The following is a 24,960-nucleotide window of genomic DNA, read 5'->3' as shown; positions in this document are numbered from 1 at the left end:
CCTTCCGGTCCGTAACGTCAAAGCTCATCGGCCGTACAAGGTCGACCATGTTTCCTAGATCACCTGTCGCCCATGTCGTGGGACAGAAACGTCAGGCATCTCATGGGACTAGACAGGGTCATGATGGCCATGACGGCTCTGTGCTGGGCTGGCAACCTTGTGCCTCCGCCGAGCCGTTGACCTTGCTGTTAGTTGGCTGACCTGTAGCGGCATGACCAAGCACGTCCGGACTGGGAACAGATGGCCGGCCTCAGGCGTCCCCGGACGTGGCTTGGGCAGGTGGACTAACGAAGCTGCCGAGGTTGGGGACGGTGTAGATCAAGCCTTCGTCGCGCAGCTGGCGGATCGCCTTGCGGATGGTGTCGCGGGCGACGCCGAACTCCTGGACGAGTTGAACTTCCGAAACAAGGTGCTTTGGCGGGTACTCTCCGGTGGTGATGCGTTGACGTAGAACTTCGGCGATTTGTTGCCAGCGTGGCCGATCAGGCTCGAACTCCATCACGAGCTAAGCGTAGAAAGGGGGCGTCACGGGTCTTCAGTCGCCTCTATGGACCTATCGGTACCTATAGGGGTCTGCGGCTACCCCACGGTACCCATAGGGGTAGACAGGCTCTCTCGCTTCCTTCTACAGTCGCGGTATGGCGTTGGTGAGCGATGGTTCAGAGCCCTTCGGGATGGGGCTTTGCAGCCGCGCCCCGGCATGGCTCCTCGTGAGGGCGCACGCTGTGACTGGAGATGGCTCGTCGCTCACCAGCGCCTGTTCATCGATCGCGGTCTCCGCAGGCGCCGCCCGGCACTCCGTTGGTGATCGCTCGTCACGCGAAGGACAGTGATCCCCTGTGGCAGATGATTTCGACTTTCACGGCACGCACCCCGCTGCGCCTCGTCCGGACGCGGTGCCGGTGAGATGGATCCAGGTGCAGGACCGTCCGCTTCCAGCACGGGTGAGGGGCTACACCTGTGAATGCCTGTCCCTGGTCTTCGAGCAGTGCATAGCTGGCGGGCTGGGCTTCATCCGGAGGTACGACCGTTCGATCACTCCGTGTGGCATCGCCGAGAGCCCGCGAGTCAGAGTCGCCGAGGTTCAGGCACTGTGGCGGCAGCTCATGAGCGGAGAAGCGAGGTGACGACGCGCTGGCCCTGCGGATCGCGCACATAGCGCCCCTACTGCGGTGACCTCCCGGCCCGCGCCTGCGGCCGGCGTTCGTTTCATCCGGTAACTCAGGTCGGAAGATCGTGCGGACATCCTCGGGCGTGAGTGGATGTCCGCACGGGCCGCGCGGGCTCTGTGGCTGCTGATCCTGACTGGTCAAGCACGCTGACCAAGTGGTACTTCTCGCTTCTCGAAGAACCTGCTTGCTATCACGTGTGCGATCTCATCTGGACTGGCCTGGTCCGTGTGGAATCGATGGTGGAACAGGCCGTCGTCGTTGGCGCCCAGGTCGGTCAGCGTCTCGTCCCATGCCTGGAGGCGGTGGAGCGTGTCGCTGTCGCCGCGCTGGCGGGAGCGTTGCTCACAGACTTGACGCGAAACCCAGAGCAGGACGGTAAGCCATGGGGCGGCCTGGACCAAGCGCTGGATGTCGGCGATGTTGCCCAGGTGGACGATCGGCACCCGTCCGGTCGAGGTGAGCTGATCGATTTGGTGGCGATCGATGGCGTAGGTGTTGCCGTAGCGGTGGGATTCGGCCAGGAGCCGTCCGGCGTCTCGCAGCGTGGCCAGTTCTGCGGCGCTGACGAAGTCATACTCGGTACCGCGCCGGTTCCCCGTCTTGAGCTTCCGCACCAGCGTGAACCGCGGGTCGAGCTTTCTGAGAGCGACGGTGGCAGTGCTCTTGCCACTGGCGGGCGGCCCGTACAGCACGATGCCCATCATGTCAGGATCCGTTTCAGCGTCTCACGGGTCTGGTCGGCCAAGCTGATTGCGGCACCGAGCCGGTTGTCGACGGTGATGTGGGTGGTGGGTGGGCTGGTCTCGGTGTTGAGGGTGCTGATGTACGCCTGCCAGTTCTGGATTTTCCAGGCGTCGCGGGGGGCGCCGCGGAACTCGATGTACTCGCGCATGGATGCGGCGTCGCAGCGCACCCACACCACGGCCACGTCGATGCCTCTGGCCGCGCATCGGTTGGTCAGGCGCGACACCCAGTCGGGGTCGTTCAGCTCGGCAATGAAGGGGGCCGTCAGAATGGCCGAGGTGCCTACTTTGAGGTTGTCGAACGCGGTCTCCATCAGGCAGCGGTACTCCAGCGGCCGGACCTCGCGCAGGTACAGCTCGGTATGCCGGTCGTGGGGGTCACCGTCGAGGGAGATGAGCAGGCGTTCGACCATGGGGCGGGTCAGGGAGTCCTTGTCCAGGAAGGCCCAGCCGGTGATGTCGGACAGGAACCGGGAGAACTCCGTCTTGCCTGATCCGGCGTAGCCGCCGACGAGCGTGAGGATGGGCTTGGGACTGCCCTTGCCGTGGCGGCGTCGCCAGGCGTCCACGACGCGGTTGAGAAGTGCGTTCTGCTCAGCCTTGGATGGGGTTCCTGAGACTTTGAGCAGAGTTTGTTCGATCACCTGGGCGGCGGCATTATCGGTGGCGGGATCGGTGGGCTGGGGCAAATCCGAGATGGAATTTTCCACTTCGGTTATTTCGCCGGGAAGTGCTAGGCGGAAACCGAGTGTGGGTTCATTTGCCTGATATAGGAGGCAATAAGCTCTTCGGTAGTGAGGTCCGGGATACACCGATCCCTGTTCATGTGCCCAGAGTGTCTGGAAATTGGCGGCTGGTGCGGTCAGGCCATGTCGATGGGCGACCTGGCGAAGCTGGTCACCTGCGGCTTCGAGGGTGAGCCCGTGTGCTTCGCGATGCTGGCGCAGGATCAGAGGTTGCCATCCAGGGCGGTGGATTGTCTTCAATTGCATCCTTTTGCGCACTTTGAGAAGCGGGCAATGTGTAAGTGGATGTGTAACCGCCGTGCAGGCAGCAGTGAAGAAGCTTAGCTAACGCTCTGTGATACTCACCAGCGTCAATGCGCGATGAACTAACGGCATCCCACCGGGGTAACGACCGACCTGAAAAGGGGTGCCGAAGTGACCATAAACCAGCGGATCCTGGACGAACTCCAGGCCATTCGGTCTGAAATGGAAGAATTGGCCTGCCGGGTCAGCGAGATCGCTTCGACTCTTGGAACACGGTCTTCTCCAACTCAGCGATCCGCTCACCGAGAGTCGCCAGAGTGTTCCGCATCTGAGCGAGCTGCTCCATGACCTCCGACGAGGCCGGCTCTTCCTCTGACGCCGATGCCGCGGCATCTTCGCGAACGAACACGCCCTTGCCCTGCTGGCCGACGATCAGTCCTTCAGTACGAAGCACGCTGATTGCCGCCTTGACCACGCTGGCCGAGACGTCATAGCGCTTGCATAGCTGGGCGGTCGAGGGCAGCGCAGCACCGGGCGCGAGTGAGCCCGTTCTGATCTGCGTGCGTAGGTCGTCGGCTATCTGGAGGTAGCCGGGCTGGCCGGTCTTCTCGACCATCCGATGCCTTCCGTGAGGGTGCGTGCCCCTCTAGTTCAGCACAGCCCGCACGACATGCCAACCAAGTCTTCGTGGAAGCCCTTGACAACTTAGAATTCCAAGTATTCTATGTATTCTAAGAGTCCGAACGAACGAAGGAACCACACCATGCGCACCGTCCCCATCCCCGTGGACACCAGCAAGCTCACCATCACTTGCGTGAAGGGCCCGCGCCCTCGCGTGCTCAACCGCGACACCGGCGAGATCAAGACCGACAAGAACGGCAACACGGTTTACGAGGTCACCGTCTCCGTGGAGGACGAGTTCGGCCGGATCGAGCTCGTCAAGATCGGCATTACCGGAGAGCCGCCCATCAAGGCCGGCGACGCCGTCCAGGCGATCGGCCTGCTCGGTTACATCTGGGAGATGGCCGGGCGGTGGGGCATCTCCTACCGGGCCACCGCTCTGCTCCCGCAGCAGGAGCAGGAGGCCGCCAGTGTCTGACCAGTTCCTCTGGATGCTCGGAGTCCTGGCCGCTGTCGCGGCCGGGCTCTGGGCTTGGCGCCGCTGGCACTACCGCTCCTTCTGGCTCTTCATCGGCTTCCCGATCACGGCCATCAGCATCCGGGCGTCGTGGCGCAAAGTCGCTCTCGGCTGCAACCTCACCAAGAAGCGGCAGCGCTTCTGGTTCACCACCGTCCCCGGCCTGGTCGCCTCGACCGGCGTCGTCCGCGTCAGGCGCAAGTGGCAGCGCATCGCGGTGGACACCAAGCCGTTCATGTGGCTGCCGCTGCCGACCCGTTACGGCTGGCGCGTCACCTTGCACACCCTGGAAGGACAGATTCCAGCCGACTACGCCGACGTCGCCGAACGCCTCGCGCACTCGTGGGGCGTGCACGCCGTGCGCGTTTCCTCCGACAAGCCCGGTCGGGTACGGCTGGCCACCACCATCCGTGACCCACTGGTCAAGGTCGACGACCTCCCGCCCTCCACTGAACTGCTCAAGGTCACCGTGGGACGCCTGGAGACCGGCGGGCCCTGGGTCGTCGACTTCCGTACCGTGCCGCACTACATCAACGCGGGAGCCACGCAGTCCGGCAAATCCAACCTGGCCAACGCTCTCATCGTCGGCCTGGCCCCGCAACCCGTCGCCCTGGTCGGCTTCGACCTCAAGGGCGGCGTCGAGTTCACTCCCTACGCCCCGCGACTGTCCGCGCTGGCCACCACACGGGCCGAGTGCGGCGGGCTGCTGGATGACCTGGTGGCGCTCATGACCGACCGGATGGGCGTGTGCCGGATGGCCTCGGCCCGCAACATCTGGCAACTCCCGCCGCACCTGCGGCCGGTGCCGATCGTGGTCCTGGTGGACGAGCTGGCCGAGCTCTACCTGATGGCCGACAAGTCGGAGAAGGACGAGATCGCCAAGACCTCGACCGCGTTGCTCCGGATCGCACAGCTGGGCAGGGCGTTCGGCATCTACCTCTTCTGCTGCGGCCAGCGCATCGGCTCCGATCTCGGCCCCGGCGTCACCGCCCTGCGTGCCCAGTGCTCCGGACGGATCTGCCACCGCGTCAACGACCCCGAGACCGCCACCATGACCCTTGGCGACCTCGACCCGGCCGCGCTCGACTCCGCCCGTGCCATCGCCGCCGACACACCTGGCGTCGCCATCGTCGCCAGCCAGGACGGCCAGTGGTACCGCGCCCGCTCCTTCTACGTCAGCGAGCAAACCGCCGAACACGCCGCTCACACCTATGCCGACCGCGCCCCGTCCTGGGCCGAGGTCATGGCCGCACAACCTCACCAACTGCCCGACTCGCAGACCGCCTGAGAGGAGGAACGAGATGCGCCCCTTCGCCGCCTGGCTGCTCGACACCGGCCCTGTCCTGGTTCTGGCGCTCATCGCGGGTGCTGGCTCCTTCACCCACATCCGCGACACCGCCACCGAGCACGGACAGACCGGCTGGATGTCCTGGGCCATCGCTATCTGCATCGACCTGACCTGCGTCATGGCCGCCCGCGAACGCCAACGCGACAAGAAGATCGGCAAAGACCGGCGCGGACTCGTCTCCTGGCCCGTCCTCGTCCTGACCGGCGGCGTGGTCCTCTCACTGGCCGCCAACCTGCAACAAGCCACCCCGACCGCCTGGGGCTGGATCACCGCCGCCACTCCGGCCGGCGCCTTCCTCGTCGCGGTCTCCATGCTCGAACGCCGCGCCACCGCAACCCGTACCGAACCGTCCCCGGACGTCCCGCAACCGTCCCCGTCCTGGAGAGCGGCGTCCCCGGACGTCCCCGACAGGACGCAAGCTGTCCCGCAGGCGGACCGCCCCGCCCTCGTCCCCGCCCATGAGGACGGACAGAGCGACGGACCCGCGCCCGCCCCGGCACTGATCGACTACGCCCGCCGCGTCGCCACCGAGCACCACGCCAAACACGGCAAGCCCATCACCGGAGACCTCCTCCGCACCCGCCTGGGCGTGTCCGACCAACTCGCCTCGGAACTGCTCCGCACCCTGCGGACCGCACCGGAAACCGCCTGAAGGAGAACCATGCACGACCACCGCAGAGCCCTCATCGACGGCCTGCTCAACCTGGCCATCTTCCTGCAAGCCCACCCGGACGTGCCCGCCTCGTCCAGCCTCACCCTCCACCACTTCCCGAACCACGACAACGACGACGACCTACGCGCCGAGATCGACCAGATCGCTGCCCGCGTCGGCTCAGAGATCGACTTCGAGGACTCTCCGTACGGCCACTACGCGACCTCCGTCCTCTTCGGACCGGTCGAATACCGCGCCGTCGCGATCCTGTCCACCGCCCGCGCCCGCCACGACGCCGACCGCAGCTACTACGGCTGCATCGACCCCAGCTAGGAGCGACCACCATGCGAATCCGCCTCGAAGGAAACCGCGCGGAGATCACGCTCGGCCTGATCCACCTGCGCGAGGTCTTCACCGTCACCGCGATGTCCCGGGCCTACCCGGACCGCGCTCACCCGCGCATGTACCGCGTCTACGTCCGCATCAGCCCGCGCGACAACCGCTGATCATCATGGACACCGAACTCCACCACTACCGCTGCTGCACCTGCAACGGCACCGGCATCTACGACGACCAGACCTGCGCCGACTGCCACGGCGCCGGCATCGACAACCACGGCGCATAGCCGTAGCGCCCCCCGCCTGGCCACACATCCGCCAAGACGTTCGCCAGGCCGGGGGCCATCCACACCAGCGTCACTGGATAGGACGGAACCCATCTTGCCCTGCCTTGCCCACTCCCACGCCGTAGCCGGGGTGATCGACCGGCTCAACCAACCCGACTACGACCGTTGGGCCCGCCAGATCAAGCGCACTGGCGGCTGCCGACAGCCGATCCACCTGCGCGGCAAGGTCGAACACTTCGACCAGGCCACTGGCCACCTGCTCCACCGCTACTCCACCACCACCGAACCGAACGGCGTCCTGCGCGTCCCGTGCAAGACCCGCCGCGCCTCCCGCTGCCCGGCCTGCGCCGAGGTCTACCGCGCCGACACCTACCAACTCGTCCGCGCCGGCCTCGTCGGCGGCAAGGGCGTTCCTGAGACCGTCTCCGCTCACCCGTGCCTGTTCGTCACCCTCACCGCGCCCTCCTTCGGCGCGGTCCACGTCCGGAAGGAGAAGAACGGCAAGGTCCTGCCCTGCCACTCCCGCCGAGACGCCGAGACCTGCCCGCACGGGCGGGTCATGTCCTGCACCGACCGGCACAGCGCCGACGCCCCCCAGCTCGGGGAACCGCTGTGCCCGGACTGCTACGACTACGACAGCTCGGTCCTGTTCAACGCCATCAGTCCCGAGTTGTGGCGGCGCTTCACGCTCGCTCTGCGCCGTCGCTTCGCCCGCCTCAACGGCCTGACCGTCAAAGCCCTGCGCGAGCACGTCAGCATCGCCTTCGCCAAGGTCGCCGAATACCAGCGGCGAGGCGTCGTCCACTTCCACGCCGTCATCCGCCTCGACGGACCCGACGGCCCACACTCACCGCCACCCGCCTGGGCCACGGCCGATGCCTTGTCCCAAGCCGTTCAGCACGCCGCCGCAGTCGTCACCGCCGAGGTCAAGCCGCTGGCCCGGACGTTCCGCTGGGGCACCCAACTCGACGTCCGCCCCATCACCCTGGACGGCGACCTCACCGAACAAGCCGTCGCCGCCTACATCGCCAAGTACGCCACCAAGGCCGCGGAGTGCGTCGGCACCCTGGATCGCCGCATCCAACCCCTCGACAACCTAGAGGCACTGCCCGTCCGCGACCACGCCCGCCGGCTGATTGCCGCCTGCATGCGTCTCGGCGAGAACCCGGGCCTGGCCGACCTGCGGCTCATCCATTGGGCCCACATGCTCGGCTTCCGCGGCCACTTCTCCACGAAGAGCCGCCGCTACTCCACCACTCTCGGCGAACTCCGTGCCGCCCGAGAAGAACACATGCGCGCCGAAGAGATCACCACGGGACGGCTCCCGCTCTTCGACGAGGACACCGTTCTCGTCGTCGCGCACTGGGAGTACGCCGGGCAAGGGCTCTCCCTCGGAGATCAACTTCTCGCCGCTGCACTCACCGGTAGGCCACTCGCGACACTGGCGGTGACCGCCGATGAGTAGGCGCGACGAACTGCTGACCATTCCGCAGGTGCTCGCCGAGTTGGGCGGAGTCTCCCGGCGCACCTTCTACCGCTGGCGCGAACTCGGCCGCGCGCCGGTCTGCATCCAACTGCCCAACCTCGAACTCCGCGTCTGGCGGAGCGACCTCAACGCCTGGCTCGACTCGCGACGGGAGGCCGCGTGAACACCACCTACGACGTCAAGCTCGGCGTGATCCAGCACCGTACGGACCGCGAGACCCCTACGTTCATCGCCCGCTGGCGCGTCGCAGGCAAGGCCAAGTCCAAGAGCTTCCGGACCAAGGGCCTCGCCAACGCCTTCATGTCCGACCTGCGCCAGGCCGCCAAGATGGGGGAGGAGTTCGACATCGCCACCGGTCTGCCGGTGTCGATGCTCGCTGCCAAGTCCACGGGGCCGACGTTCCTGGAGTTCGCTCAGTCGTACGTGCTCAGCCGTTGGAGCACGTCGGCGGCCCGGACGCGGGAGACGGACGCCTACGCGCTCTTGACGCTGGTCCCTGCCCTGGTGGCCGACGCGCCGCGCCGGCCCAAGGACGACGAGCTGAGGGAAGTCCTCCGGACGTACGCGCTCATCCCGGAGAAGAGACGCCCTACCCCGACCGATACTCAGACCGCGGCATTGGGCTGGCTCGAAAGGGCGTCGCTGCCATTGACGGAGCTGAAAGAGCCGCATGTCCTTCGTGTGGCGCTCTCCGCCATCTCGGTCACCTTTGCCGGAGCACCCGCCGGCGCGAACACGGTGCGGCGTAAGCGCGCTGTCCTGCATCACCTGCTGGAACACGCCGTCGAGCAGAAGGCGTTCAGCAGCAACCCGCTGGACGAGATCAAGTGGACGGTGCCGAAGGCCGTCACGGTCGTCGATCCGCGTACCGTGGTCAACCCGGCCCAAGCCCGGCAACTGCTCGACGCCGTGCCAAAGGTGGGGCGGAAGCGCGGTCCTCGCCTCAAGGCGCTGTTCGCCTGCATCTACTACGCCGCGCTGCGTCCGGAAGAAGCAGCCGACCTGCGGCTGAGGAACTGCAACCTGCCTGAGACGGGCTGGGGTCTGATCGTCCTGGAGAGGGCGCGCCCGCAGGCTACCAAGCGCTGGACCGACTCGGGCCAGACCCACGAGTCGCGCCGCTTGAAGCATCGCGCGGACAAGGAGACGCGCGAGATCCCGATCCCGCCCATCCTGGTGGCCATGCTGCGCGAGCACGTCGCCGAGTTCGGCACCGCCGAGGACGGACGGATTTTCAGCACCGGAACCGGCGGCACCTACTCCAGTTCGGCACACTCGTACGTCTGGCAGGAAGCCCGCAAACTCGCCCTCACTCCGGCTCAGGTCGCCTCGTCGCTGGCCGCCCGCCCGTACGACCTCCGCCACGCGGCGGTGTCCCTCTGGCTGAACGCCGGCGTCCCGGCTCCTGAGGTTGCCAAGCGAGCCGGACACAGCGTTGACGTCCTGCTGAGGGTCTACGCCAAGTGCATGGACGGCCAGCAGGAACAGATCAACGGCAAGATCAACGCTGCTCTGGACATATAGCCCGACTTCACCTGTTGCCGACCCCGCTCTTCGCGGGGTCGGTTCGTCTGCGCCGCTGTCTTTACCGAGTCATTCCCGCTGGATGCCGCCCTATGGCGGCACTCTGACAGGTAGGGCGGCCAGTAGGGAGGATCATGCACGAAGACCCGAACCACCGCACCCCCTCGGTCGAAGAACTCCGCTCGCGGCGACGACCGCCGTATGGTCTACCCCTCCGGGATCGCCGCCGGCCCGGCCTGGACCCCGGCTCCTTCGACTGGCGGAAGTACTCGACCCCCACCCCGCCACGGCGGGCAACGTTGCACGATCGGCGGCGGCGGGCTCTGCCGGTGCTTGCCGCGGCTCTTCTGAGCTGCGCCGCCTTCAGCATCTGGGCGAGTCCCTGGGGAACGGGCGACGCCGCGTCGCGGCCGAACACCGCTTCGACGACGACCCCTGTCCCGAGCGTTGCTGGGCACTCGATGGTATCTACGCCTTGGCCGTCGTCACGGGCAGTGCCCTCGACGACACCCCGGACACGACCCAACAGCTCGAAGAGCAAGGTGAAGTCGGCAAAGCCTCGTCGTCGATCAGTGCTTCGGATGGTGCCACGTCCCCAGCACCGACATGAGCAGGTAACCCCGCCTGTGAGGTCGGCCCGTCACCAGACGAGGGCCCGTGCTGAATCGCGTAACGAGCCCTCGACGCCCGCCGACTGGGGTCGGTCGACTGGAATCAAGGGCTCCACGCGCGGCGTCAGGGAGACTTCAGCCTCCTTGGTTGCCGCAAGATGCGACGAGTTGTTCCCGCCTTCCCACCCGGCGTTCCGCCTACGCAACCAGGCGTGTCATCAGATTTACGGCTAGCCAAGTCAGTCGTCATCGTCGTCGAAGCCGGCGATCCATTCGTTGATGTACTTCGTGCCCTCTTCGGCGAGGACCACGTCCTCCCTGGGGGCCGGGCCAAGGGAATCAGCGAGCTTCTTCGGATCCACCGGCTTTCCCGGGCTCACCAGATAGCACGACAGGCCGGTGCTCATCTGGCGGGCCATCGATGAGACGAACGCGTTCCGGCGATACCTGTTGCACAGCAGGAGAAGACCTTGGCGCTCAAGCTCTTTCCGCAACTCGATCAGGGTGTCCTCGAAATCCACGGGCGATTGAAATTCCAGAGGCGGAGCGTCCTGCCGATCGAGGCGGAGTTCGCATATGTCATCCTCTTCGATATCCCGCAAGGTCACCACGCATGGCAGCCGCGACTCGTCTGCAAGCCTGACCAGTTCGAGCCTGTACATGCTCACCTCGGTACGTAGTTCGGGTTCGGGATCCATGTGTCCGGTGCGTCGTACTTGCCTAGCTTCCAAGCCCCTCTGATCTGCCCAGGATCGATCTTGGTAAAGATGATCTCCTGCTCGGGCAGCAGGTACTTGACGCGGCCTGCGTACTTCACAGGCGTGCCGTTGCCCCAGTCGTCTATCTCATAGATGACGCCTTTGTATTTGATCGCGAAACCTCGGGCCACGCTCTTGCTCTCGGAGGCTGCGATCAAGCCGTTCCCGCCGGTCATGTGCTCTTCGATGCTCATCTCGGGGTTGCGCGCGGTCATGCCGTTCTCGAATATCTTCTCCGTTCTGCGCCCGTCACCTCGGAACAGCGGGGCCACGTCCTGGTCTACGCGGCCGGCGGTCCCGCTGTCGAGTGTTGACGGCTTCGTCGGAGGCCGGGCCCGTGTGTTCTCGGCGGCTTTCGCCAAGGCTCCTGTCACCCTCTTGCCGCCCGAGACCACACTGCTGGATCCGGCCGACGTGACGGCCGCCACGATGTCCGGGATGAGCCGGCCGAAGGCCCGCTCGGGGTTGGACGCCCAGGTGTCCCAGTCCACCGCCGTCTTGGCGAGCCCGACCGGATCCTGAACGCCCGCGATAACGGCCTGGGCAAGGTCGCTGATGTCGCGTTCCCATCCCATGCGATCGAAGAACATGCGATTGGGGGAGTGCTTGACCACCATCTCGCCCAACCCGGCGACACTCTCGACGGCGCCCTTGACCTGTTCGGTCATCGGGTCGCCGGAGTTCAGGTTCGGGTCGAACGTGGCCTGGAGGTGCTGGCCTACGCGATCCCAGAAGCCTCCCGCCAGCGGGAGGACCGTTCCTGGAGCGAACAGCGACTCATCGACATGAACCGGCTTGCCGCCACTGAACAGCTCCGGCTTGTCGAGCTCCATCCGCTCCAGAAGCAGTAACCGCCGGTTGACCTCCGGCCCTTGCTGCCCGGCCCACCCGGCCACCTGCCGGATCCTGTTGGCCGAGACCGGTGACAGCCAGGCTTCACGCAGCAGCTCCCATAACTCGTCCCCGATGGAGCCCAGCGACGATTCGGCGACGCGCAGTGCTTCCTTCAGCGCCCGGACTCCCTCGGGGGCCATGCCCTCAAGCTCCCCCACGGCTCAGCCGGGGTTGTCCATGGGCGTGCGGGCCAGGAGCGCCCGTAGTTCGTCCACCGCTTCCGTGCATGCGGTGAGGAGGACCTGACGCTGGCCGGTCAGTTCGTGACCGAAGCGCTGCGCGGCCGGCCCCGTCCAGACGTTCTGCGACATGAGCGCCACTGCCCGATCGAGGCTGGTCCTGGCCTGGTCGGCTAATCGCTCCGCTCTGCGTAACGCCTGTTCCACTTGCTCCCGGGTCATACGCGACTCCCTCAGGCGCGATGATCGAGCATAAGACCAAGATGTGAAGCTATTGGACTTCGACACAGGAGACGGAGCAACCGAATCGCCGGGATTGATCTGATTGTTCAGGAAAAGCGCCGTGGGCCCTTACGCGATGATCAGTTCATCGGCCCGTCTGGGCGCAGCGCCATGGTTGCTTCGTGCAGGATGGCGATTCCCGCCATGACGTCGGTGACCACGTGGTCGGCTCGGTGCTCGTGACCTCGCCATGTTCCTCGGTCGATCCAGATCGCGCGTAGGCCGGCTGTCTGTGCGCCTTGGACATCTGCGATGGGGTTGTCGCCGACCATCCAACCGCCCTCGGTGAGGCTGGCTCCGCACCGCTCCGCCGCTATGTGGAAGAGGGCACTGTCCGGCTTGCGGATACCCTCGGCGCCCGAAACGGCGTACCCATCGACCACCTCGGCCAGGCCGGTTCGGCGGAGCTTGCCGAGTTGGTTGTCCGCCATGCCGTTCGTGACGATCCCGACCCGCCACCCTGCGGCGCGCAACTCGGCCAACGCCTCGGGCACGCCCGGATAGCAACGCACGAGGTGCGGCATGCGCTGGCGGTAGGCGGCCCACAGCTCGTCGACCGGTTCCGTCAGGGCGAACCGCTCACGTACGTTGCCGAAGAAGACCTCCCGATGCGCGTACCCCTCTCGATCCAGAGCGACGAGCCAGGCAACGCCCTCAGGCCCCAACCGTTGCTGCTCGGCGAACTCCTCCGTCCAGTGCAGGAAAGCGGTATCGAGGTCGATCAGCGTCCTATCAAGGTCAAAGAGGGCGAGATGCTGCATGCCGCCACCCTAGATGGGGGCATCTTGGCGCGACAGACCGGTCTTTGAATAGGCGATGAGCTCGGGAAACGCCTCCAAGATCATCCCCCGCATGTCCCCAGAACTCTGTCCTACGGCTGCATTCGGGTGCCCTCGGCGGCCTACTGAGGGTCAGGAAAGCAAAAGACCTGCAGCTGAGAAACCGCAGGTCAGAGGCAAAATTTGCTGGTCGAGATGAGTGCCCCCGGCAGGATTCGAACCTGCGGCACCCGCTTTAGGAGAGCGGTGCTCTATCCCCTGAGCTACGGAGGCGGACTCTCGTAAGCCTAGCGAAAGTCTGGCACTGCCCGCGACGTGGGGCGCCGATCAGTTTTGTGGGGTTGGTTATGGGTGCTCTGAGCTGCGGTAAAGCCATGGCAAGCGGTCGGTGGCGGGTTCGGGGGGCATGGATACCGTCTGCTCGTGACCAGGAGGCGATGTACGCAGGCCCGGCGGCGGCCCGTTGTTCTGTTCGGGGCGTTGCTCGCGCCGGCGATTCTGGCGGGTGGGTTGCTGGCGGGGGAGATGCGGGGGCTTGGGTTGGCGGGGCCGCCGGTGGTTGTGCCTAGTGGGGGGCAGGGGGTGGCGTTGGAGCCGGTGTTGGTGGCTGCTCCGCCTCGGCCTGATCGGTGGTACGAGGGGGTGGTGCCTGCTCTCGTGCGTGAGGTGGAGGTCTCGCCTCCTGTGGAGGAGGAGGTGCCGGAGGAGGTCGTGGTGGCTTCCGAGGCGCCGGAGGAGGTCGTTCCTGAGGAGCCTGTGACGCCGGCTCCCGTGCGGACTCGGGATGGGTGTCCGGGGGAGTGGGTGGACACCTGGTTGTGGGAGTTGTGCCGGGATCGGGAGCAGGAGAGGGCGGGGATGGGGAGAGGGGTGGGAGCGGACGCGGAGAGGGAGGTGGAGACGGAGGCGGAGGCGGGGAAAAGTTGGGTGCCGGGGATATGAGTCGTGGGGGAGGATCCGGGGCTGGGGCTGGGGCTGAGGGCTGGATTGTGCGGGAGTGTCAGGGGGCTGAGGGCTGAGGCTGGATTGCGGGTTCAGGGCTGGGGCTGGAGTGCGCGGGAGGGTTGAGGGTGGGGATCTGGGTTTCGGGAGGGTTCGGGGCTGGGGAACTGGGGCGTGCGGGAGGGTTCGGGGCTGAGGAGCTGGATTGCGCGGGGGACTTGTGGGCTGGGGGATGAACCGCGGGGGGTGGTGGGGCGTACTGATCGAATAAGGGTGTGCTGATCAAACCGCGGTGTGTGTGAGTGGGGGAGGTGGTGACTGGGTCGGGGTGGTGGTGTGTGTGCGGGGCGTGGCGAGGTGAGCAAAGTGGGCTATTTGTCTCATAGCAGCTCTTCCGAGTTCGGTCCGGACACTCCGGGGGCTGTAGTAACGTGCGTGCCTGACTTGGGTAACGAGAGTGCAAACGGAGGAGTCGAACGTGCCAGCCCCTCGATCAGCGGGTCTGATCGCGGTAGTCATGGCGGTGGCTTCTCTTCTCGTGCCCGGTGGGCAGGTGCCGGCTCAGGCACAGGCGCGTTCGAAGGCGCAGGCCCAGGGTCAGCTCGATCGGCGGGATCCGTCCAATTTGACCGAGCTCAGGAGAGAGGCCGAGAAGTCGGCCAAGGAGCTTGAAGAGGCCACCAAGGCGCTGGAGAAGCGGCGGGCCGAGATCGCGAGCTCCGAGCGGACGCTCAAGAGCAAGCTCTCCTCGTTGCAGCAGCTGGAGCAGCGGGTCGCGGTGATGCGGCAGCCGGTGTCGCAGATGGCTGAGTTGCTCTATCAGCAGCCGCTGATGGCGGGGGGCTTCGTGCCGTTCCTGACGGGCGGCGCGGATGAGAAGACTCTGCGGGCGTTGTCGGACGCGACCCAGATGGTGGCCGTGCGGCAGCAGGCGGTCGAGCAGACCAGCACGCTGTACAAGGAGGCCGAGCGGCTGGCCGCTGAGGCGCAGGAGTTGCGGGCCGGCAATCTGCTGGCCGAGGCGCAGCTGGCGGCCGAGGTGGACACCTTGCGGCAGCGGTCGGACAAGATCGTGAAGTCGCTGACCGCGGCGCTGGTGAAGCTGGGCATCAAGATCGACAAGGTGGGGCGGGCGGCGCTGGGGTGCAATCCGCTGCGGGCGGCCACGGCCGATCACTATCCCAACGGGCTGATCCCCCCATCGATGCTCTGCCCCTTGCAGCAGAAGGGGCAGAGTCTCAGGGCCGACGCCACCATCGCGTTCGTCAGTCTGAACGAGGCCTACCGGCGCCGGTTCGGCAAGGCCATGTGCGTGACGGACGCGTACCGGAGCCTGGCCGAGCAGCAGTCGGTCTACTACCGGCGGCCCGGGTTCGCGGCGGTGCCGGGGCGGAGCAACCACGGGCTCGGGCTGGCTGTGGACCTGTGTGGCGGCGTGGAGCGGTCGGGGTCCGCGGAGTTCGTGTGGATGGAGAAGAACTCGAAGCGGTATGGGTGGTTCCATCCGTCGTGGGCTTACAGCAGCCCGTTCGAGCCGTGGCATTGGGAGTACGACCCCAAGATCGATTCGCTGGTCTGATCGGTTTACAGGGTGACGGGAGTGACTTCCTCGCTGCAGAAGGCGCAGCGGCTCGCCGCCTTGGGGATCTCCGACAGGCACTCGGGGCAGTCGCGGGTCTTCGCCTCGATCTTGGCCGCGGAGCGGTCCCTGAAGTGGGTGTACGGCTTGACGACGAGGAAGTAGAGCACCGCGGCGACGATCAGGAACGAGATCACCGCGTTGATGAAGTTGCCGTACATGAAGTTGGACTGGCCGATGGTGACCTTGAGCGTGGAGAAGTCGGGCAGGCCGCCGAACGCCGAGATCAGCGGGGTGAGCAGGTCGGCCACGAACGACTGCACGATCGCGTTGAAGGCGGCGCCGACGACCACGGCGACGGCCAGGTCGATGACGCTGCCCTGGGTGAGGAACTTCCGGAATCCGTTCATGGGAAGTGATCGTAGTCGAGCCATTACCCAGGGTTAGGTTTGATGGCGATCGACAGGCGGGCGTGGGCCTGGGCGGTGGCCAGTTCGGCCGCCTGGGTGATCGTGGTGGCCAGGACGATCAGGCTGCCGTTGGACGAAGGCACGGAGGACGACGCTCTGGGGATGGTGAGGACCTGGCTGTCCGGGGCGATCTGACGAGCGGGTACGCCCTCCGCGTAGGAGGCCAGGAGTGTGATCGTGGAGCCGGGGGAGAGCAGGGCGGCCGCGGCGGGGTCGGAGATGCGCACCGGCGTGGCCACCAGGCCCGGTGGGAGGCGGTAGGAGGACAGGAGGCGGGCGTCGGTGAGGGGCTCGCCTCGGCGCATGGGGGCGGCCAGGGTCTGGGACGCCGACGGGGAGATGGTGCGCACGGCTCCGGCGGGCGGCGGGACGAGCGCCGCCGGATGGAAGTCGGCCGGATCGAGCGGGCCGGCGGCCAGGTCGCGTGAGGCCACCAGCACCGTGGGGGCGGAGGCGGCGGGGCGGGTGGCCAGGAAGGCGGCCAGCACGGACAGGGCGGCGAACGCCGCCGCGACGAGGCGGCGGCGACGGCCGTAGCGGGCCGGCCAGGATCGGATCACGGCAGCTCGAACGGGAGCTTGAGGCCGTCGAGAGCCGAGCCGCAGGAGCAGGTGCGCTCCTCAGGGAGGGACTGGACGGTCTCGGACACCAGGGTGCGCATGCGGGTGACGTTTCTGGCGAAGAACTCCAGCACCTCGTCATGGGTGACGCCCTGGCCGGCCTCGACTCCGGCGTCGTGGTCGGTCACGAGAGAGATCGAGGTGTAGCAGAGGGCCAGCTCGCGGGCCAGGATGGCCTCGGGGAAGCCGGTCATGCCCACGATGGACCAGCCGTTGGCCGCGTACCACTGCGACTCGGCGCGTGTGGAGAAGCGCGGGCCCTCGATGACCACCAGCGTGCCGCCGTCGACCGTCTGCCAGCCGCCCTCCTGCGCGCGCTTGACGGCGGCGGCGCGGCCGGACGGGCAGTAGGGGTCGGCGAAGGAGACGTGGACCGCGCCGTCGGTGTCGTAATAGGTCTGTACGCGCCCAGAGGTGCGGTCGACGAGCTGATCGGGGACCACCAGGGCGCCCGGGCCGTATTCGGCCTTCAGCGAACCCACGGCGCTGGGCGCGAGCACCTGGCGGACGCCGAGTGAGCGCAGCGCCCAGAGGTTGGCGCGGTAGGGGATGCGGTGCGGCGGGAAACGGTGATCTCGTCCGTGTCTGGGGATGAACGCCACCGAACGCGAGCCGATGCGCCCGATCGTGACGACATCGCTCGGGGGGCCGTAGGGGGTGGCGAGCTGGAGCTCCTCGGCGTCGTCCAGCAGGGAGTAGAAGCCCGAGCCGCCGATGACGCCGATGTCTGCGCGAGTGACCATGGCGCTGAGAGTAGCGGCAGCGGGGTGCCGCCAGAACGACCCGAACGCCGTTCTGTGGAGAACGATCGCTTATCCACAATCAGGGGGTTGACCTGGGGTTTTACGCCTACGCTGCCCCGTGTTGGCCCGGTTGGCCCGTGAGTGGCCCGTGAATGGCGTTTTCGCTGGTCAGCGCCTCACTGGTGATCGTTTCGACGGAGAGGGCCGCCTCGATCAGGGCGTTCGCCGCGTCTTCTCCGCCCTTGATCCAATGGGCGTAGGTGCCGAGAAGGGTGCGGATCGAGTGGCCCAGTCGTCGGGCGATTTCGGCTGTGTCCACGCCCGCCGCGATCAGCATGCTGGCGTTGGCGTGGCGCAGGTCGTAGGGCCGTCTGGCGACGTCGGAGGCGAACTCAGCAGGGCTCAGAGCGGCTTTGCGGGCCCGCTTCCACACCGACCGGTAGACCAGGGAGGGAACCTTGTCCCGGTCGGGGCCGTCGTAGAACAGCCGCCCGTCCGGGGCCGGGGGGAAGGTCAGCAGGTGACCGCGTAGGAGGACCACCAGATCCGGGGGGATCGGGACGACGCGCACCGTCTTGGTACTGCGGTGCTTGAGCCCGCGTTCGTCGTGACGGTCGCCGTCGTCGGTCCACAGTTCGCCGACGTCGGGGCACGCGCCGTCCAGGGTGATGCTGCCCCACCGGCCGCCCATGGGCAGGTGGCAGTGCTGGACTTTCAGGTGCAGGCCCTCTGACGGGCGTACGCCCGCGTAGAACATGAGGCAGAACAGGGCGAACAGGTGCGGCCCCCGGTCCCGGTGTTGGCCGTGACCGCGCAGTTCGCGTACCGCCCAGAGCAGCCGCCGAGCCTGCTCCAGAGTCGGGACGACCACCGGAGAGACCGCGTCATCGATGAAGCGCCGCCGCGTCTTGATCGCGGGCAGCGGGTTGATAGTGATCAGCTTGGCTGTCACGGCGCGGTCCAGGCACTTGTAAAGGATCGCCCGGCGAGTCCGCGCGGTGGTCGCCGCCGCCTGCTTGCCGTTCCGGAGTTTCTTGATCGCTGCGAGCAGGACGCGCAGGTGTTCATCATCGGCCAGTTCCGCCACCGGCCGCGAGTGGTCACCGAGCCAGGCCAGCGCTGCGGCGATGTCGTCGGGCACGATTTCGGAGGCGATCCGGCCGGGCCGGTAGGCCCAGTGCTTGAGGGCTTTGCGTAAAACCGCGTCGGAGGGGCGGGTGCGCCGGGCCCTCAGGGAGTCATCCAGCATGGCCATGGTGATCTCGGCCAGAGAATCGGCCAGCCGCTTACGGCTGTTGGCAGCGGAACCGTCCCATTCGGCCGATGCCACGTCGCAGGAGTGATCGAACCAGGTGCGTTGCTGGCGAGTCCAGGAGACCGGTTGCCCGGTGCGCAGGTCCCACTCCTCCCCTACAGTCTCGGCCGCCCGGGTAAGCTGCGACTGGAATTTCTGGGCTAGTACTTTGGTGAGGAAGGATAGAGAATAGGGGTTCGCATTGATTCTCCACCGCAATTCCCACGGCTTCTTGCGCCCCTCGCGCTTGCGGATCTTCCAGAATTGAATGTCAATCGCCGTCACGCTAACCGCCTCCTGTTTCCGCTTTTTGACTCTCTAACCATTTTAACCAATCATCGTGCTTTATCCGCCTTTCTCCATTAGGGATCCGATATGTTTCCGGGCCGCGTCCGGTGGCCAGCCACCGATAGAACGTCGAGCGAGGAACCCGCAGGATGCGGCGGGCATCAGCGATGGTCAGGAACGTTTCGTGACTCATTCTCATTCGCCTTTCTCTCAGCGGCCACGGGCCAGCCACGGGCCAGTTGCGAGCCAGAGCAGGCCCGCCCATTTGCTCATTCAAGTGGTTTGTTCAAGGGAATTCCTGATTGTGCATCCAGGGAATGCAGAATTGCCGGTAATTACGCAATCGGTAAGACTTCTTTCCCGTCCGGGAGCGCCCACCCACCCACCCACCCAAGGTGGTGGTTGATCACCGCACACGCAGCGAAGGCAGGTATCAGCGAACAAGAACCAGCCCCAACAGCAGCAAACCGAACCATTGAAGGGTGCTTCGCGCGTTTTGCCTGGTCGCAGACTCGCCGATTCGGCCGGCAGGTCCGCCCGCGACCTTCAGGCGGTCAGCCCAAGGCGTTGCGCCTCGCGGGCTTGGCGATGTTCACGGCCGAGCACTTCGGCCCAGACCCGATCGCCCAGGTTGCGGTACCCGACCCCGGCGATCCGCCAGTCACCGACGATGACCCGTTCCGCGCCGTCGTCCTGCTGCGCCCACGGGTCGTGCTCACGCGTCCTGTTGGCCAGCCGCCAGGCCCGCCGAGCCTGCCGCAGCGCGGTGAACGTGGTGGAGTAGCGGCGGCTCTTGGACGTGACGTGTCCCCGGAAGCCCAGCGTGTGCACGTGCCGCCCCAGTCGCAGGGACCGGCAGGTGGCCAGCCGCGCCAGCCTGCGCACCGTGTCCGTCAGCGCCGCCACATGCTCCGGCACCGTCCCTATCTCGCCCGCCTCACCGGCAGGGGGACGCGAGGCGGGCAGACCACTCACGCTGTCGGATACGGTCTTGGTCGCGTACTTGGCCAGATACCCCCCCACCCGCGCGGCGTTCACCTCATCGGCCTGCACGGGCCGGATGTCCAGTTGCCTGCCCCACCGCGCCACCGCCGCAGTGCGCCCATCGACTACGGGTAGTTCCACGCTCACTCGCGCCGCCGCCCGTTGCAGGGCTGCTGTCAGCAGTTCCACTCCCGCCCACGCCGGGGCAGCTGTCACCGCGTCGGGATCGTCGGGGTTCACCCCATCCAGCCGGGCCAGCACATGAAGATGCACCACGCCCCGCTTCTGGAATTCGGCCACCTTGACGTAGCTCAGTCGCAGCAGTTCCCGGATCTGGCGCACCCCCACCGGCCGCCCGCCGACAGCAGGTGCGAGTGCGGCCAGCGCCCGGTACACGTAGATGACCGTGCGCCGCCACAACTCCCCGACGCTCGCGTTGAACAGCACCATCCCCGCCAGGTCCGCGCAGTCCACACACAACGGAGCACCCACCAGCCCATCCCGGGCGTCATGCCGGGCCAGGCACCACAACGGCCGACCGTGCTCACACACCCCTCCGGCCCGCTTGCCACCCCGGGACATCCGGCATACCCCGCCGTCCCGTGCGGCGTGCACCCGGCCAAAACTAGGCGCGGTGAAGGTGGCCAGCACCAGCGGATTCGCTACTCTCGCACCGTGCCCGTCGTGTGAGTGACCGTCCCCATTCGCCACGGTGACGCCAGCGGCGAACACGTGCCAGGCATCGGCCCGGTACCGCGACGCGCACGGCGGGCACACGCTCTCCCTACGGTCCTTACACGCCACCAACAGCACCCCGCCCGGCTCGCCCGAGCTGGAATAGGCCGCCTCTACCTCACCGGTCTGCGTGTTGACCGTCGTCGCCGATCCGGCCAATTGGATCGGCCGCACGCAGTGCCCGGCCCGCTCCACCTGCCCGGCCCATCGGCGGTAGGCGTCTTCATCGGCGACCCGGGTGATCATCTGCCCGAGCACCGTCTGTGTCCGCACGTGTGTCTGTAACGTCGTTCTCATCTGACAAGCTCCTGTCCCGCAGACGCCAAAGGGCGGGTCCCCACCGGCCCGCCCCTCGTTGGCTGCGTCGCGTCCCCGATCCGTGCCGGGACCTCACCGATCGCCCCGGCCTCGGGTGGCTACTTCGCTGCGGCCTCGCCCGCCGTCAGCGGATGCCACCGCTCCCGCACCACGCGCGCGAACGCGTCGAGGTCTTCCGGCCCCTCCAGGAAGGACGCGCCCAGCCCGCCGTCCCTCCACGGCGCGTGCGCGAACGTCTTCAAGGTGTGCTCCAGTTCCGCCCGCCCGGCTTTGAACAGCCACGCCACGAAGCGCTCAGCGGCATATTCGTCGCTGATCTCCACCGGTGTGGTTTCCCGGTCTGTGATCGTCCAGACCTTCACTGTGCTTCCTCTCCCTCGTGTCTCGGTACCGGTCCGCTCCCGCTCCCATCACGCGGGGTCATCCCGGCCTTACATGCACCCTCCGCCACAGTGGTAAGGGCTTGTCAGATACCGGTTGTACGCACCAAGCACCCGATTGGTTCGATCTCTCGGCGACATTTCCGCAGGTAATTGCCGTTTCCGGAAAGCCGCTCGGTCGGTGATGACCTTCCGGGCGGCTCACCGGCCTCTACGCAGCCTCTCAGCCGCTAGAGCACGAGGCTCGTCAACGGACGCGAGCGCACGTCACGGGCACGAATCCCCGCGTGACGCTCTGTCCGAGCCAGTTGCGGGTTGCCGGTATGGTCACCTGGAACCAGTCCCGGCCGCTGCGACCGCATTTGTCGGCGTAACCGTTCGAGCCGTTGCCCCGCAGCACCCCGCACGAGGTCAGCGTGCTCCCGGTGTTGCGGACCCGGAGAACATCCCCGTTGGTGAACGCGAACTCCCGCACGCCGACCCGGACACCGGTGATGACGATCTTCCGGCACGCCGACGCCCGCGCCTTCCCGGTCGCGCTGGTCGCGCTGGTCGCGCGGACCGTGCTGCCCGTGCTGCCCGTGCTGCCCGTCGCGCTGGTCGTGGTACTGGTCGTGCTGGTGGCGTTCGCCGAGGAGGAGGTGAGGGGGCTCACGGCCACCAGAGCGGCGATGACGGATGCGGCGAACAGTGTGGACGTCTTGAACATGGTGATTCCTCTCTGTGCGGGGACTGATCCCCTGTTGTTGGATGTGAACTTGCGTGTTTGCCCTGGTGAGCGAAGCCGGCGGACCGGCTCTCACTACTCCCAGGCGGTGGCGGTGCGCAGCTCAACCGCGTACGCCGCCAGGTCCGACAGTTGCGCGTCGGACAAGTGGAACCCTTTGACGCGGACCGGGCCGGAGCGCCCGGCCAGCAGGTAGCCGACCCCGGCCGCCTCCAGCGGGATGGTTGAGGCGTCGATGCCGCGTGCGGCCCAGCCGGAGCCGAGCACCGTGTCCGACGCCTCTTTGGTGGTGCAGCGCAGCGCCCACCGGATATCGAACAGATCCCGGATGTAGGTCGGCACCACGTCGCTGCCGGGTTTCTGCGTCGCCGCGATCACCCGCACCGCCGCCGCGCGGCCCCGCGCGCCGAGATCATGCAGCGGCACCAGGAACGCTTCCCGCTTCTTCTTGTCCGGGTAGAGAGTGAACGCCGACAGCTCATCGATCACCACGGCCAGCAGACCGAAGCCCATCCCGCGCGTGATCTTCCGGGCACCGGCCGAGCTGAGGTAGGCATAGCGCTCATCCATCCGCTTGCGCGCCCACTCCAGACCTTCGGTCGCGCTGTCGATGTCGCAGCGCACCCCGCCATGGGCCACCCTCTCCCACGCGGCCAGCTCCACCCCGCCCTTGCCGTCGATGAACAGCCCTTGCGTGTCGGGGTCGAGCATCAGGCCCGCCGTCAGCGTGTGGAGCGCCACGGACTTACCCGCATCGGGGGCACCTCCGAGGAGCACATGCACGCTCACCGCTCAGCCCCCCGCCCGATCTCCGGCGTACTGGCGTTGCCCAGCAGCGTGACCGTCACCAGCTCGCCCGTCTCGCCGAGCCCCACCGGCACCGGATCCCAGGCGCTTGCCACCCACCCCTCATCCGGAGCCGGTGCCCAGGGCCAGGTGAGCACCCCGAAGCCGTCGAGGGGATCACGGCGGATCACCTCTACCTCCGCGAACCGGGCGTTGTCCTCATCGGCCTCCACCTCCACCCGGGAGGCTTGCAGCGACGAGGCCAGCCACGGCCCGCGATCGGCCACATCCACCGCAGCACCGCCCTTGGGCAGCCGCACCCGCAGCCGTTCCCCGGCCGGAGTCCGCGCCGCCACCACGATCCGGGGAACCCGGTCGTTGTGCGTGGCCAGGCCCGCGAATCGGCACGCGGCATCCCAGCGCCGGATCACCCGCGCCCGCCACAACAGGCCGACCAGCCAGCCTCGTACGTCGGGCACGCTCAGCAGGGATCCCAGACTGACCGCGATCATCACCGCGAACGGCCAGTCCCCGACCAGCCAGCTACCGCCCACCGCAGCGAGCACGGCCAGCGTCAGCGCCAGCTCACGCCGCCACAGCCACGCCGGACGCAGCAGGTAGACCGTCAGCCGGGACCCCGGCGTGGACTGTGCCCGGATCGGGACTGCCGGGGTCTCCAGCGCAGGGGGCAGGCCGGAGGGACGCCCCGGAACCTGCGGCCCGAACATGGCGCTCATGACGGGCCCCCGCGCTCCGGTGTCGGTGGCCAGCGCGTCAGCGACGGCACCCCGGCCACCCCGGCAGGGTCGCCCAGGTCCACCGGCATCGCACCGGACAGCTCCCCCGTACCGGCCCGCCGCAGCCACCCCGGCTCACCCGCCGCGATCTCCGCGCAGCCGTCCACCTCACCGGCGAACGCCTCAGCCGCCTGTGCCAGCGTCGCGGCGAACCAGCGCGCCACCCCCGGCGACAGATGGTCCACCCGGACCACTACGAGCTGTCCCGTGAAGCTGGTGAAGCTCAGCAGCGGCCAGCCATGCGGCACCCGCCACAGATGGACCCGGGTACCGGCCGGACCGATGACCAGATCCATCAGCCCTCGCCCTCACCCGGACGAGCCGTTGAGTGCCGAGCCGACCCAGCCGCCGCCGCAGCCGAGGCGTGCGGGTTACGCCCCGCAGCAGGACCGGCCCCAGGACTGGCCGCAGTACCGGCCGCGTGCATCGGCACGACCGCCGCAGCCGTCCACCACCGCACGTCGCCGTCCTTGGCCATGCCGTAGGCGAGCCCTTCCACCCGAACCGGCATGCCCGGCGTCAGGTGGTGCTGTTCACCCGGCATGTTGAACTTGATCGTGGTGGAGTCGGTGCCGTCCATCGCCAGCAGCTTCACCACCATGACCGGCTGACCGTCCTCGGTCACCTTCACCTTCTTCGTGGCGAAGTCCTTCGCCGCCATCGGCGGCGACGTCACCGTGAAGGCGAGCTGACTCGTGTCGATCGGGAACCGCATCTGTGCCTCCCATCTCAGGGGCCCCTATGACCCCCACTCTGGCAAGCTGTACTCGAATATGTGTTCGAATAGTTCAGCGCGATGCCGGTACGGCATAAGCCGCGCCCAGAAACTCCGCGCCTGCTATAAGCCCTTTTGCTCGCCGCAATCGGATAACTACGCTGCGCAGGTGGGCGGATTCGGAGGCTGAGGGGGTTCCGCTCCGCCCGAGCGCTGGCCCGGCCCGATCCCGAGGTCGGGCGAGCGCACCCCCTCGACCTGCCCAGCCCGCCGGGGCCCTCCAAGGCTGTCTAGTCCCATGAGATGGCTGACGTTTCTGTCCCACGACATGGGCGACAGGTGATCTAGGAAACATGGTCGACCTTGTACGGCCGATGAGCTTTGACGTTACGGACCGGAAGG

At 67.1% G+C, this 24,960-nt stretch carries 30 protein-coding genes and 1 tRNA gene; 10 read left to right on the top strand and 21 right to left on the bottom strand.

Annotation, left to right across the window (positions count from 1 at the left end; all coding sequences use genetic code 11):
- Positions 1–250: 250 nt before the first annotated feature.
- The 4 genes from B0I32_RS54505 to B0I32_RS54485 all read right to left on the bottom strand — a co-directional run bounded on the left by B0I32_RS54505 (position 251) and on the right by B0I32_RS54485 (position 3,520).
- Positions 251–499, bottom strand: a complete 249-nt coding sequence (locus tag B0I32_RS54505; protein ID WP_245956714.1) for a GntR family transcriptional regulator — start codon at positions 497–499, stop codon at positions 251–253.
- Between the two features lie 810 nt (positions 500–1,309).
- Entirely contained in the window at positions 1,310–1,876 is a 567-nt protein-coding gene (locus B0I32_RS54495; protein WP_106253248.1) for a nucleoside/nucleotide kinase family protein, read from the bottom strand.
- A complete protein-coding gene (locus B0I32_RS54490) occupies positions 1,873–2,907 on the bottom strand; it encodes a P-loop nucleotide/nucleoside kinase family protein (protein WP_106253246.1) in 1,035 nt (344 codons plus the stop codon). The genes B0I32_RS54495 and B0I32_RS54490 overlap by 4 nt, the downstream gene beginning before the upstream one ends.
- Before the next feature lie 241 nt (positions 2,908–3,148).
- Positions 3,149–3,520, bottom strand: coding sequence for a winged helix-turn-helix domain-containing protein (locus B0I32_RS54485; RefSeq protein WP_106253244.1), 372 nt, complete (start codon positions 3,518–3,520; stop codon positions 3,149–3,151).
- Between the two features lie 147 nt (positions 3,521–3,667).
- Between B0I32_RS54485 and B0I32_RS54480 the strand changes: the two genes are divergently transcribed.
- From B0I32_RS54480 to B0I32_RS54450, 8 genes are all read left to right on the top strand, one after another.
- On the top strand, positions 3,668–4,003 hold the full coding sequence (locus B0I32_RS54480) for an SCO3933 family regulatory protein (RefSeq protein ID WP_245956713.1): 336 nt from the start codon (positions 3,668–3,670) through the stop codon (positions 4,001–4,003).
- Positions 3,996–5,330: an FtsK/SpoIIIE domain-containing protein gene (locus B0I32_RS54475; RefSeq protein ID WP_106253243.1), complete on the top strand. Its 1,335-nt coding sequence runs from the start codon at positions 3,996–3,998 to the stop codon at positions 5,328–5,330. The genes B0I32_RS54480 and B0I32_RS54475 overlap by 8 nt, the downstream gene beginning before the upstream one ends.
- A gap of 13 nt (positions 5,331–5,343) precedes the next feature.
- Entirely contained in the window at positions 5,344–6,042 is a 699-nt protein-coding gene (locus B0I32_RS54470) for a DUF2637 domain-containing protein (protein ID WP_106253241.1), read from the top strand.
- Between the two features lie 9 nt (positions 6,043–6,051).
- A complete protein-coding gene (locus B0I32_RS54465) occupies positions 6,052–6,375 on the top strand; it encodes a hypothetical protein (protein WP_106253239.1) in 324 nt (107 codons plus the stop codon).
- A gap of 11 nt (positions 6,376–6,386) precedes the next feature.
- Positions 6,387–6,548, top strand: a complete 162-nt coding sequence (locus B0I32_RS58585) for a hypothetical protein (RefSeq protein WP_181308870.1) — start codon at positions 6,387–6,389, stop codon at positions 6,546–6,548.
- Positions 6,549–6,761: 213 nt separating this feature from the next.
- Complete coding sequence (locus B0I32_RS54460) at positions 6,762–8,132, top strand: replication initiator (protein ID WP_245956712.1); 1,371 nt, start codon at positions 6,762–6,764, stop codon at positions 8,130–8,132.
- Positions 8,125–8,316 (top strand): helix-turn-helix transcriptional regulator, encoded by a 192-nt coding sequence (locus tag B0I32_RS54455; protein WP_106253235.1) that lies wholly within the window; start codon positions 8,125–8,127, stop codon positions 8,314–8,316. The genes B0I32_RS54460 and B0I32_RS54455 overlap by 8 nt, the downstream gene beginning before the upstream one ends.
- Entirely contained in the window at positions 8,313–9,677 is a 1,365-nt protein-coding gene (locus tag B0I32_RS54450) for a tyrosine-type recombinase/integrase (RefSeq protein ID WP_106253234.1), read from the top strand. The genes B0I32_RS54455 and B0I32_RS54450 overlap by 4 nt, the downstream gene beginning before the upstream one ends.
- A gap of 850 nt (positions 9,678–10,527) precedes the next feature.
- Here B0I32_RS54450 and B0I32_RS54445 read toward each other — a convergent pair.
- The 5 genes from B0I32_RS54445 to B0I32_RS54425 all read right to left on the bottom strand — a co-directional run bounded on the left by B0I32_RS54445 (position 10,528) and on the right by B0I32_RS54425 (position 13,453).
- Positions 10,528–10,950 (bottom strand): hypothetical protein, encoded by a 423-nt coding sequence (locus tag B0I32_RS54445; RefSeq protein ID WP_106253232.1) that lies wholly within the window; start codon positions 10,948–10,950, stop codon positions 10,528–10,530.
- A gap of 2 nt (positions 10,951–10,952) precedes the next feature.
- Positions 10,953–12,080: a hypothetical protein gene (locus B0I32_RS54440; protein ID WP_106253230.1), complete on the bottom strand. Its 1,128-nt coding sequence runs from the start codon at positions 12,078–12,080 to the stop codon at positions 10,953–10,955.
- A 21-nt stretch (positions 12,081–12,101) separates the two neighbouring features.
- Entirely contained in the window at positions 12,102–12,341 is a 240-nt protein-coding gene (locus B0I32_RS54435; RefSeq protein ID WP_106253229.1) for a hypothetical protein, read from the bottom strand.
- 140 nt (positions 12,342–12,481) lie between these two features.
- Positions 12,482–13,162 carry an HAD family hydrolase gene (locus B0I32_RS54430; RefSeq protein ID WP_106253227.1) on the bottom strand — a complete coding sequence of 227 codons (681 nt, stop codon included), beginning with the start codon at positions 13,160–13,162 and terminating at the stop codon, positions 12,482–12,484.
- Between the two features lie 218 nt (positions 13,163–13,380).
- Positions 13,381–13,453: transfer RNA gene (locus tag B0I32_RS54425), tRNA-Arg, on the bottom strand.
- Between the two features lie 384 nt (positions 13,454–13,837).
- Here B0I32_RS54425 and B0I32_RS58580 point away from each other — a divergent pair.
- Together B0I32_RS58580 and B0I32_RS54410 are read left to right on the top strand one after the other, a co-directional pair.
- Positions 13,838–14,122, top strand: coding sequence for a hypothetical protein (locus B0I32_RS58580; RefSeq protein WP_181308868.1), 285 nt, complete (start codon positions 13,838–13,840; stop codon positions 14,120–14,122).
- 517 nt (positions 14,123–14,639) lie between these two features.
- Positions 14,640–15,701 carry a D-alanyl-D-alanine carboxypeptidase family protein gene (locus tag B0I32_RS54410; protein WP_106253224.1) on the top strand — a complete coding sequence of 354 codons (1,062 nt, stop codon included), beginning with the start codon at positions 14,640–14,642 and terminating at the stop codon, positions 15,699–15,701.
- A 5-nt stretch (positions 15,702–15,706) separates the two neighbouring features.
- Here the strand turns inward: B0I32_RS54410 and mscL are convergent, their stop codons facing one another.
- The 12 genes from mscL to B0I32_RS54350 form a co-directional block, all read right to left on the bottom strand.
- A complete protein-coding gene (gene mscL, locus B0I32_RS54405) occupies positions 15,707–16,111 on the bottom strand; it encodes a large conductance mechanosensitive channel protein MscL (protein WP_106253223.1) in 405 nt (134 codons plus the stop codon).
- Positions 16,112–16,134: 23 nt separating this feature from the next.
- On the bottom strand, positions 16,135–16,731 hold the full coding sequence (locus B0I32_RS54400; RefSeq protein WP_106253221.1) for a CpaB family protein: 597 nt from the start codon (positions 16,729–16,731) through the stop codon (positions 16,135–16,137).
- Entirely contained in the window at positions 16,728–17,534 is an 807-nt protein-coding gene (locus B0I32_RS54395) for an S-methyl-5'-thioadenosine phosphorylase (protein ID WP_106253220.1), read from the bottom strand. The genes B0I32_RS54400 and B0I32_RS54395 overlap by 4 nt, the downstream gene beginning before the upstream one ends.
- Before the next feature lie 106 nt (positions 17,535–17,640).
- Positions 17,641–19,113, bottom strand: coding sequence for a tyrosine-type recombinase/integrase (locus B0I32_RS54390; protein ID WP_146178721.1), 1,473 nt, complete (start codon positions 19,111–19,113; stop codon positions 17,641–17,643).
- Between the two features lies 1 nt (position 19,114).
- On the bottom strand, positions 19,115–19,309 hold the full coding sequence (locus B0I32_RS61960; protein ID WP_219912526.1) for a helix-turn-helix transcriptional regulator: 195 nt from the start codon (positions 19,307–19,309) through the stop codon (positions 19,115–19,117).
- 353 nt (positions 19,310–19,662) lie between these two features.
- On the bottom strand, positions 19,663–21,081 hold the full coding sequence (locus B0I32_RS54380; protein WP_146178720.1) for a replication initiator: 1,419 nt from the start codon (positions 21,079–21,081) through the stop codon (positions 19,663–19,665).
- Positions 21,082–21,251: 170 nt separating this feature from the next.
- Positions 21,252–21,515, bottom strand: a complete 264-nt coding sequence (locus B0I32_RS54375) for a hypothetical protein (RefSeq protein WP_106253214.1) — start codon at positions 21,513–21,515, stop codon at positions 21,252–21,254.
- Positions 21,516–21,780: 265 nt separating this feature from the next.
- Positions 21,781–22,242 (bottom strand): hypothetical protein, encoded by a 462-nt coding sequence (locus tag B0I32_RS58575; protein ID WP_181308867.1) that lies wholly within the window; start codon positions 22,240–22,242, stop codon positions 21,781–21,783.
- A 93-nt stretch (positions 22,243–22,335) separates the two neighbouring features.
- Positions 22,336–23,049 (bottom strand): FtsK/SpoIIIE domain-containing protein, encoded by a 714-nt coding sequence (locus B0I32_RS54365; RefSeq protein ID WP_106253212.1) that lies wholly within the window; start codon positions 23,047–23,049, stop codon positions 22,336–22,338.
- The gene (locus tag B0I32_RS54360; RefSeq protein WP_146178719.1) at positions 23,046–23,783 is read right to left on the bottom strand and encodes a hypothetical protein; all 738 of its coding nucleotides are present in this window, start codon (positions 23,781–23,783) and stop codon (positions 23,046–23,048) included. Before B0I32_RS54360 ends, B0I32_RS54365 begins: the two co-directional genes overlap by 4 nt.
- Positions 23,780–24,139, bottom strand: a complete 360-nt coding sequence (locus B0I32_RS54355; RefSeq protein ID WP_106253209.1) for a hypothetical protein — start codon at positions 24,137–24,139, stop codon at positions 23,780–23,782. The genes B0I32_RS54360 and B0I32_RS54355 overlap by 4 nt, the downstream gene beginning before the upstream one ends.
- Positions 24,139–24,558 carry a hypothetical protein gene (locus tag B0I32_RS54350; RefSeq protein ID WP_106253208.1) on the bottom strand — a complete coding sequence of 140 codons (420 nt, stop codon included), beginning with the start codon at positions 24,556–24,558 and terminating at the stop codon, positions 24,139–24,141. The genes B0I32_RS54355 and B0I32_RS54350 overlap by 1 nt, the downstream gene beginning before the upstream one ends.
- Positions 24,559–24,960: the final 402 nt, after the last annotated feature.

The organism is Nonomuraea fuscirosea (assembly GCF_003001935.1).
Classification (GTDB): domain Bacteria; phylum Actinomycetota; class Actinomycetes; order Streptosporangiales; family Streptosporangiaceae; genus Nonomuraea; species Nonomuraea fuscirosea.
Note: the sequence above shows the minus strand (reverse complement) of the source record. Positions and strands in the feature narration are given on the sequence as shown.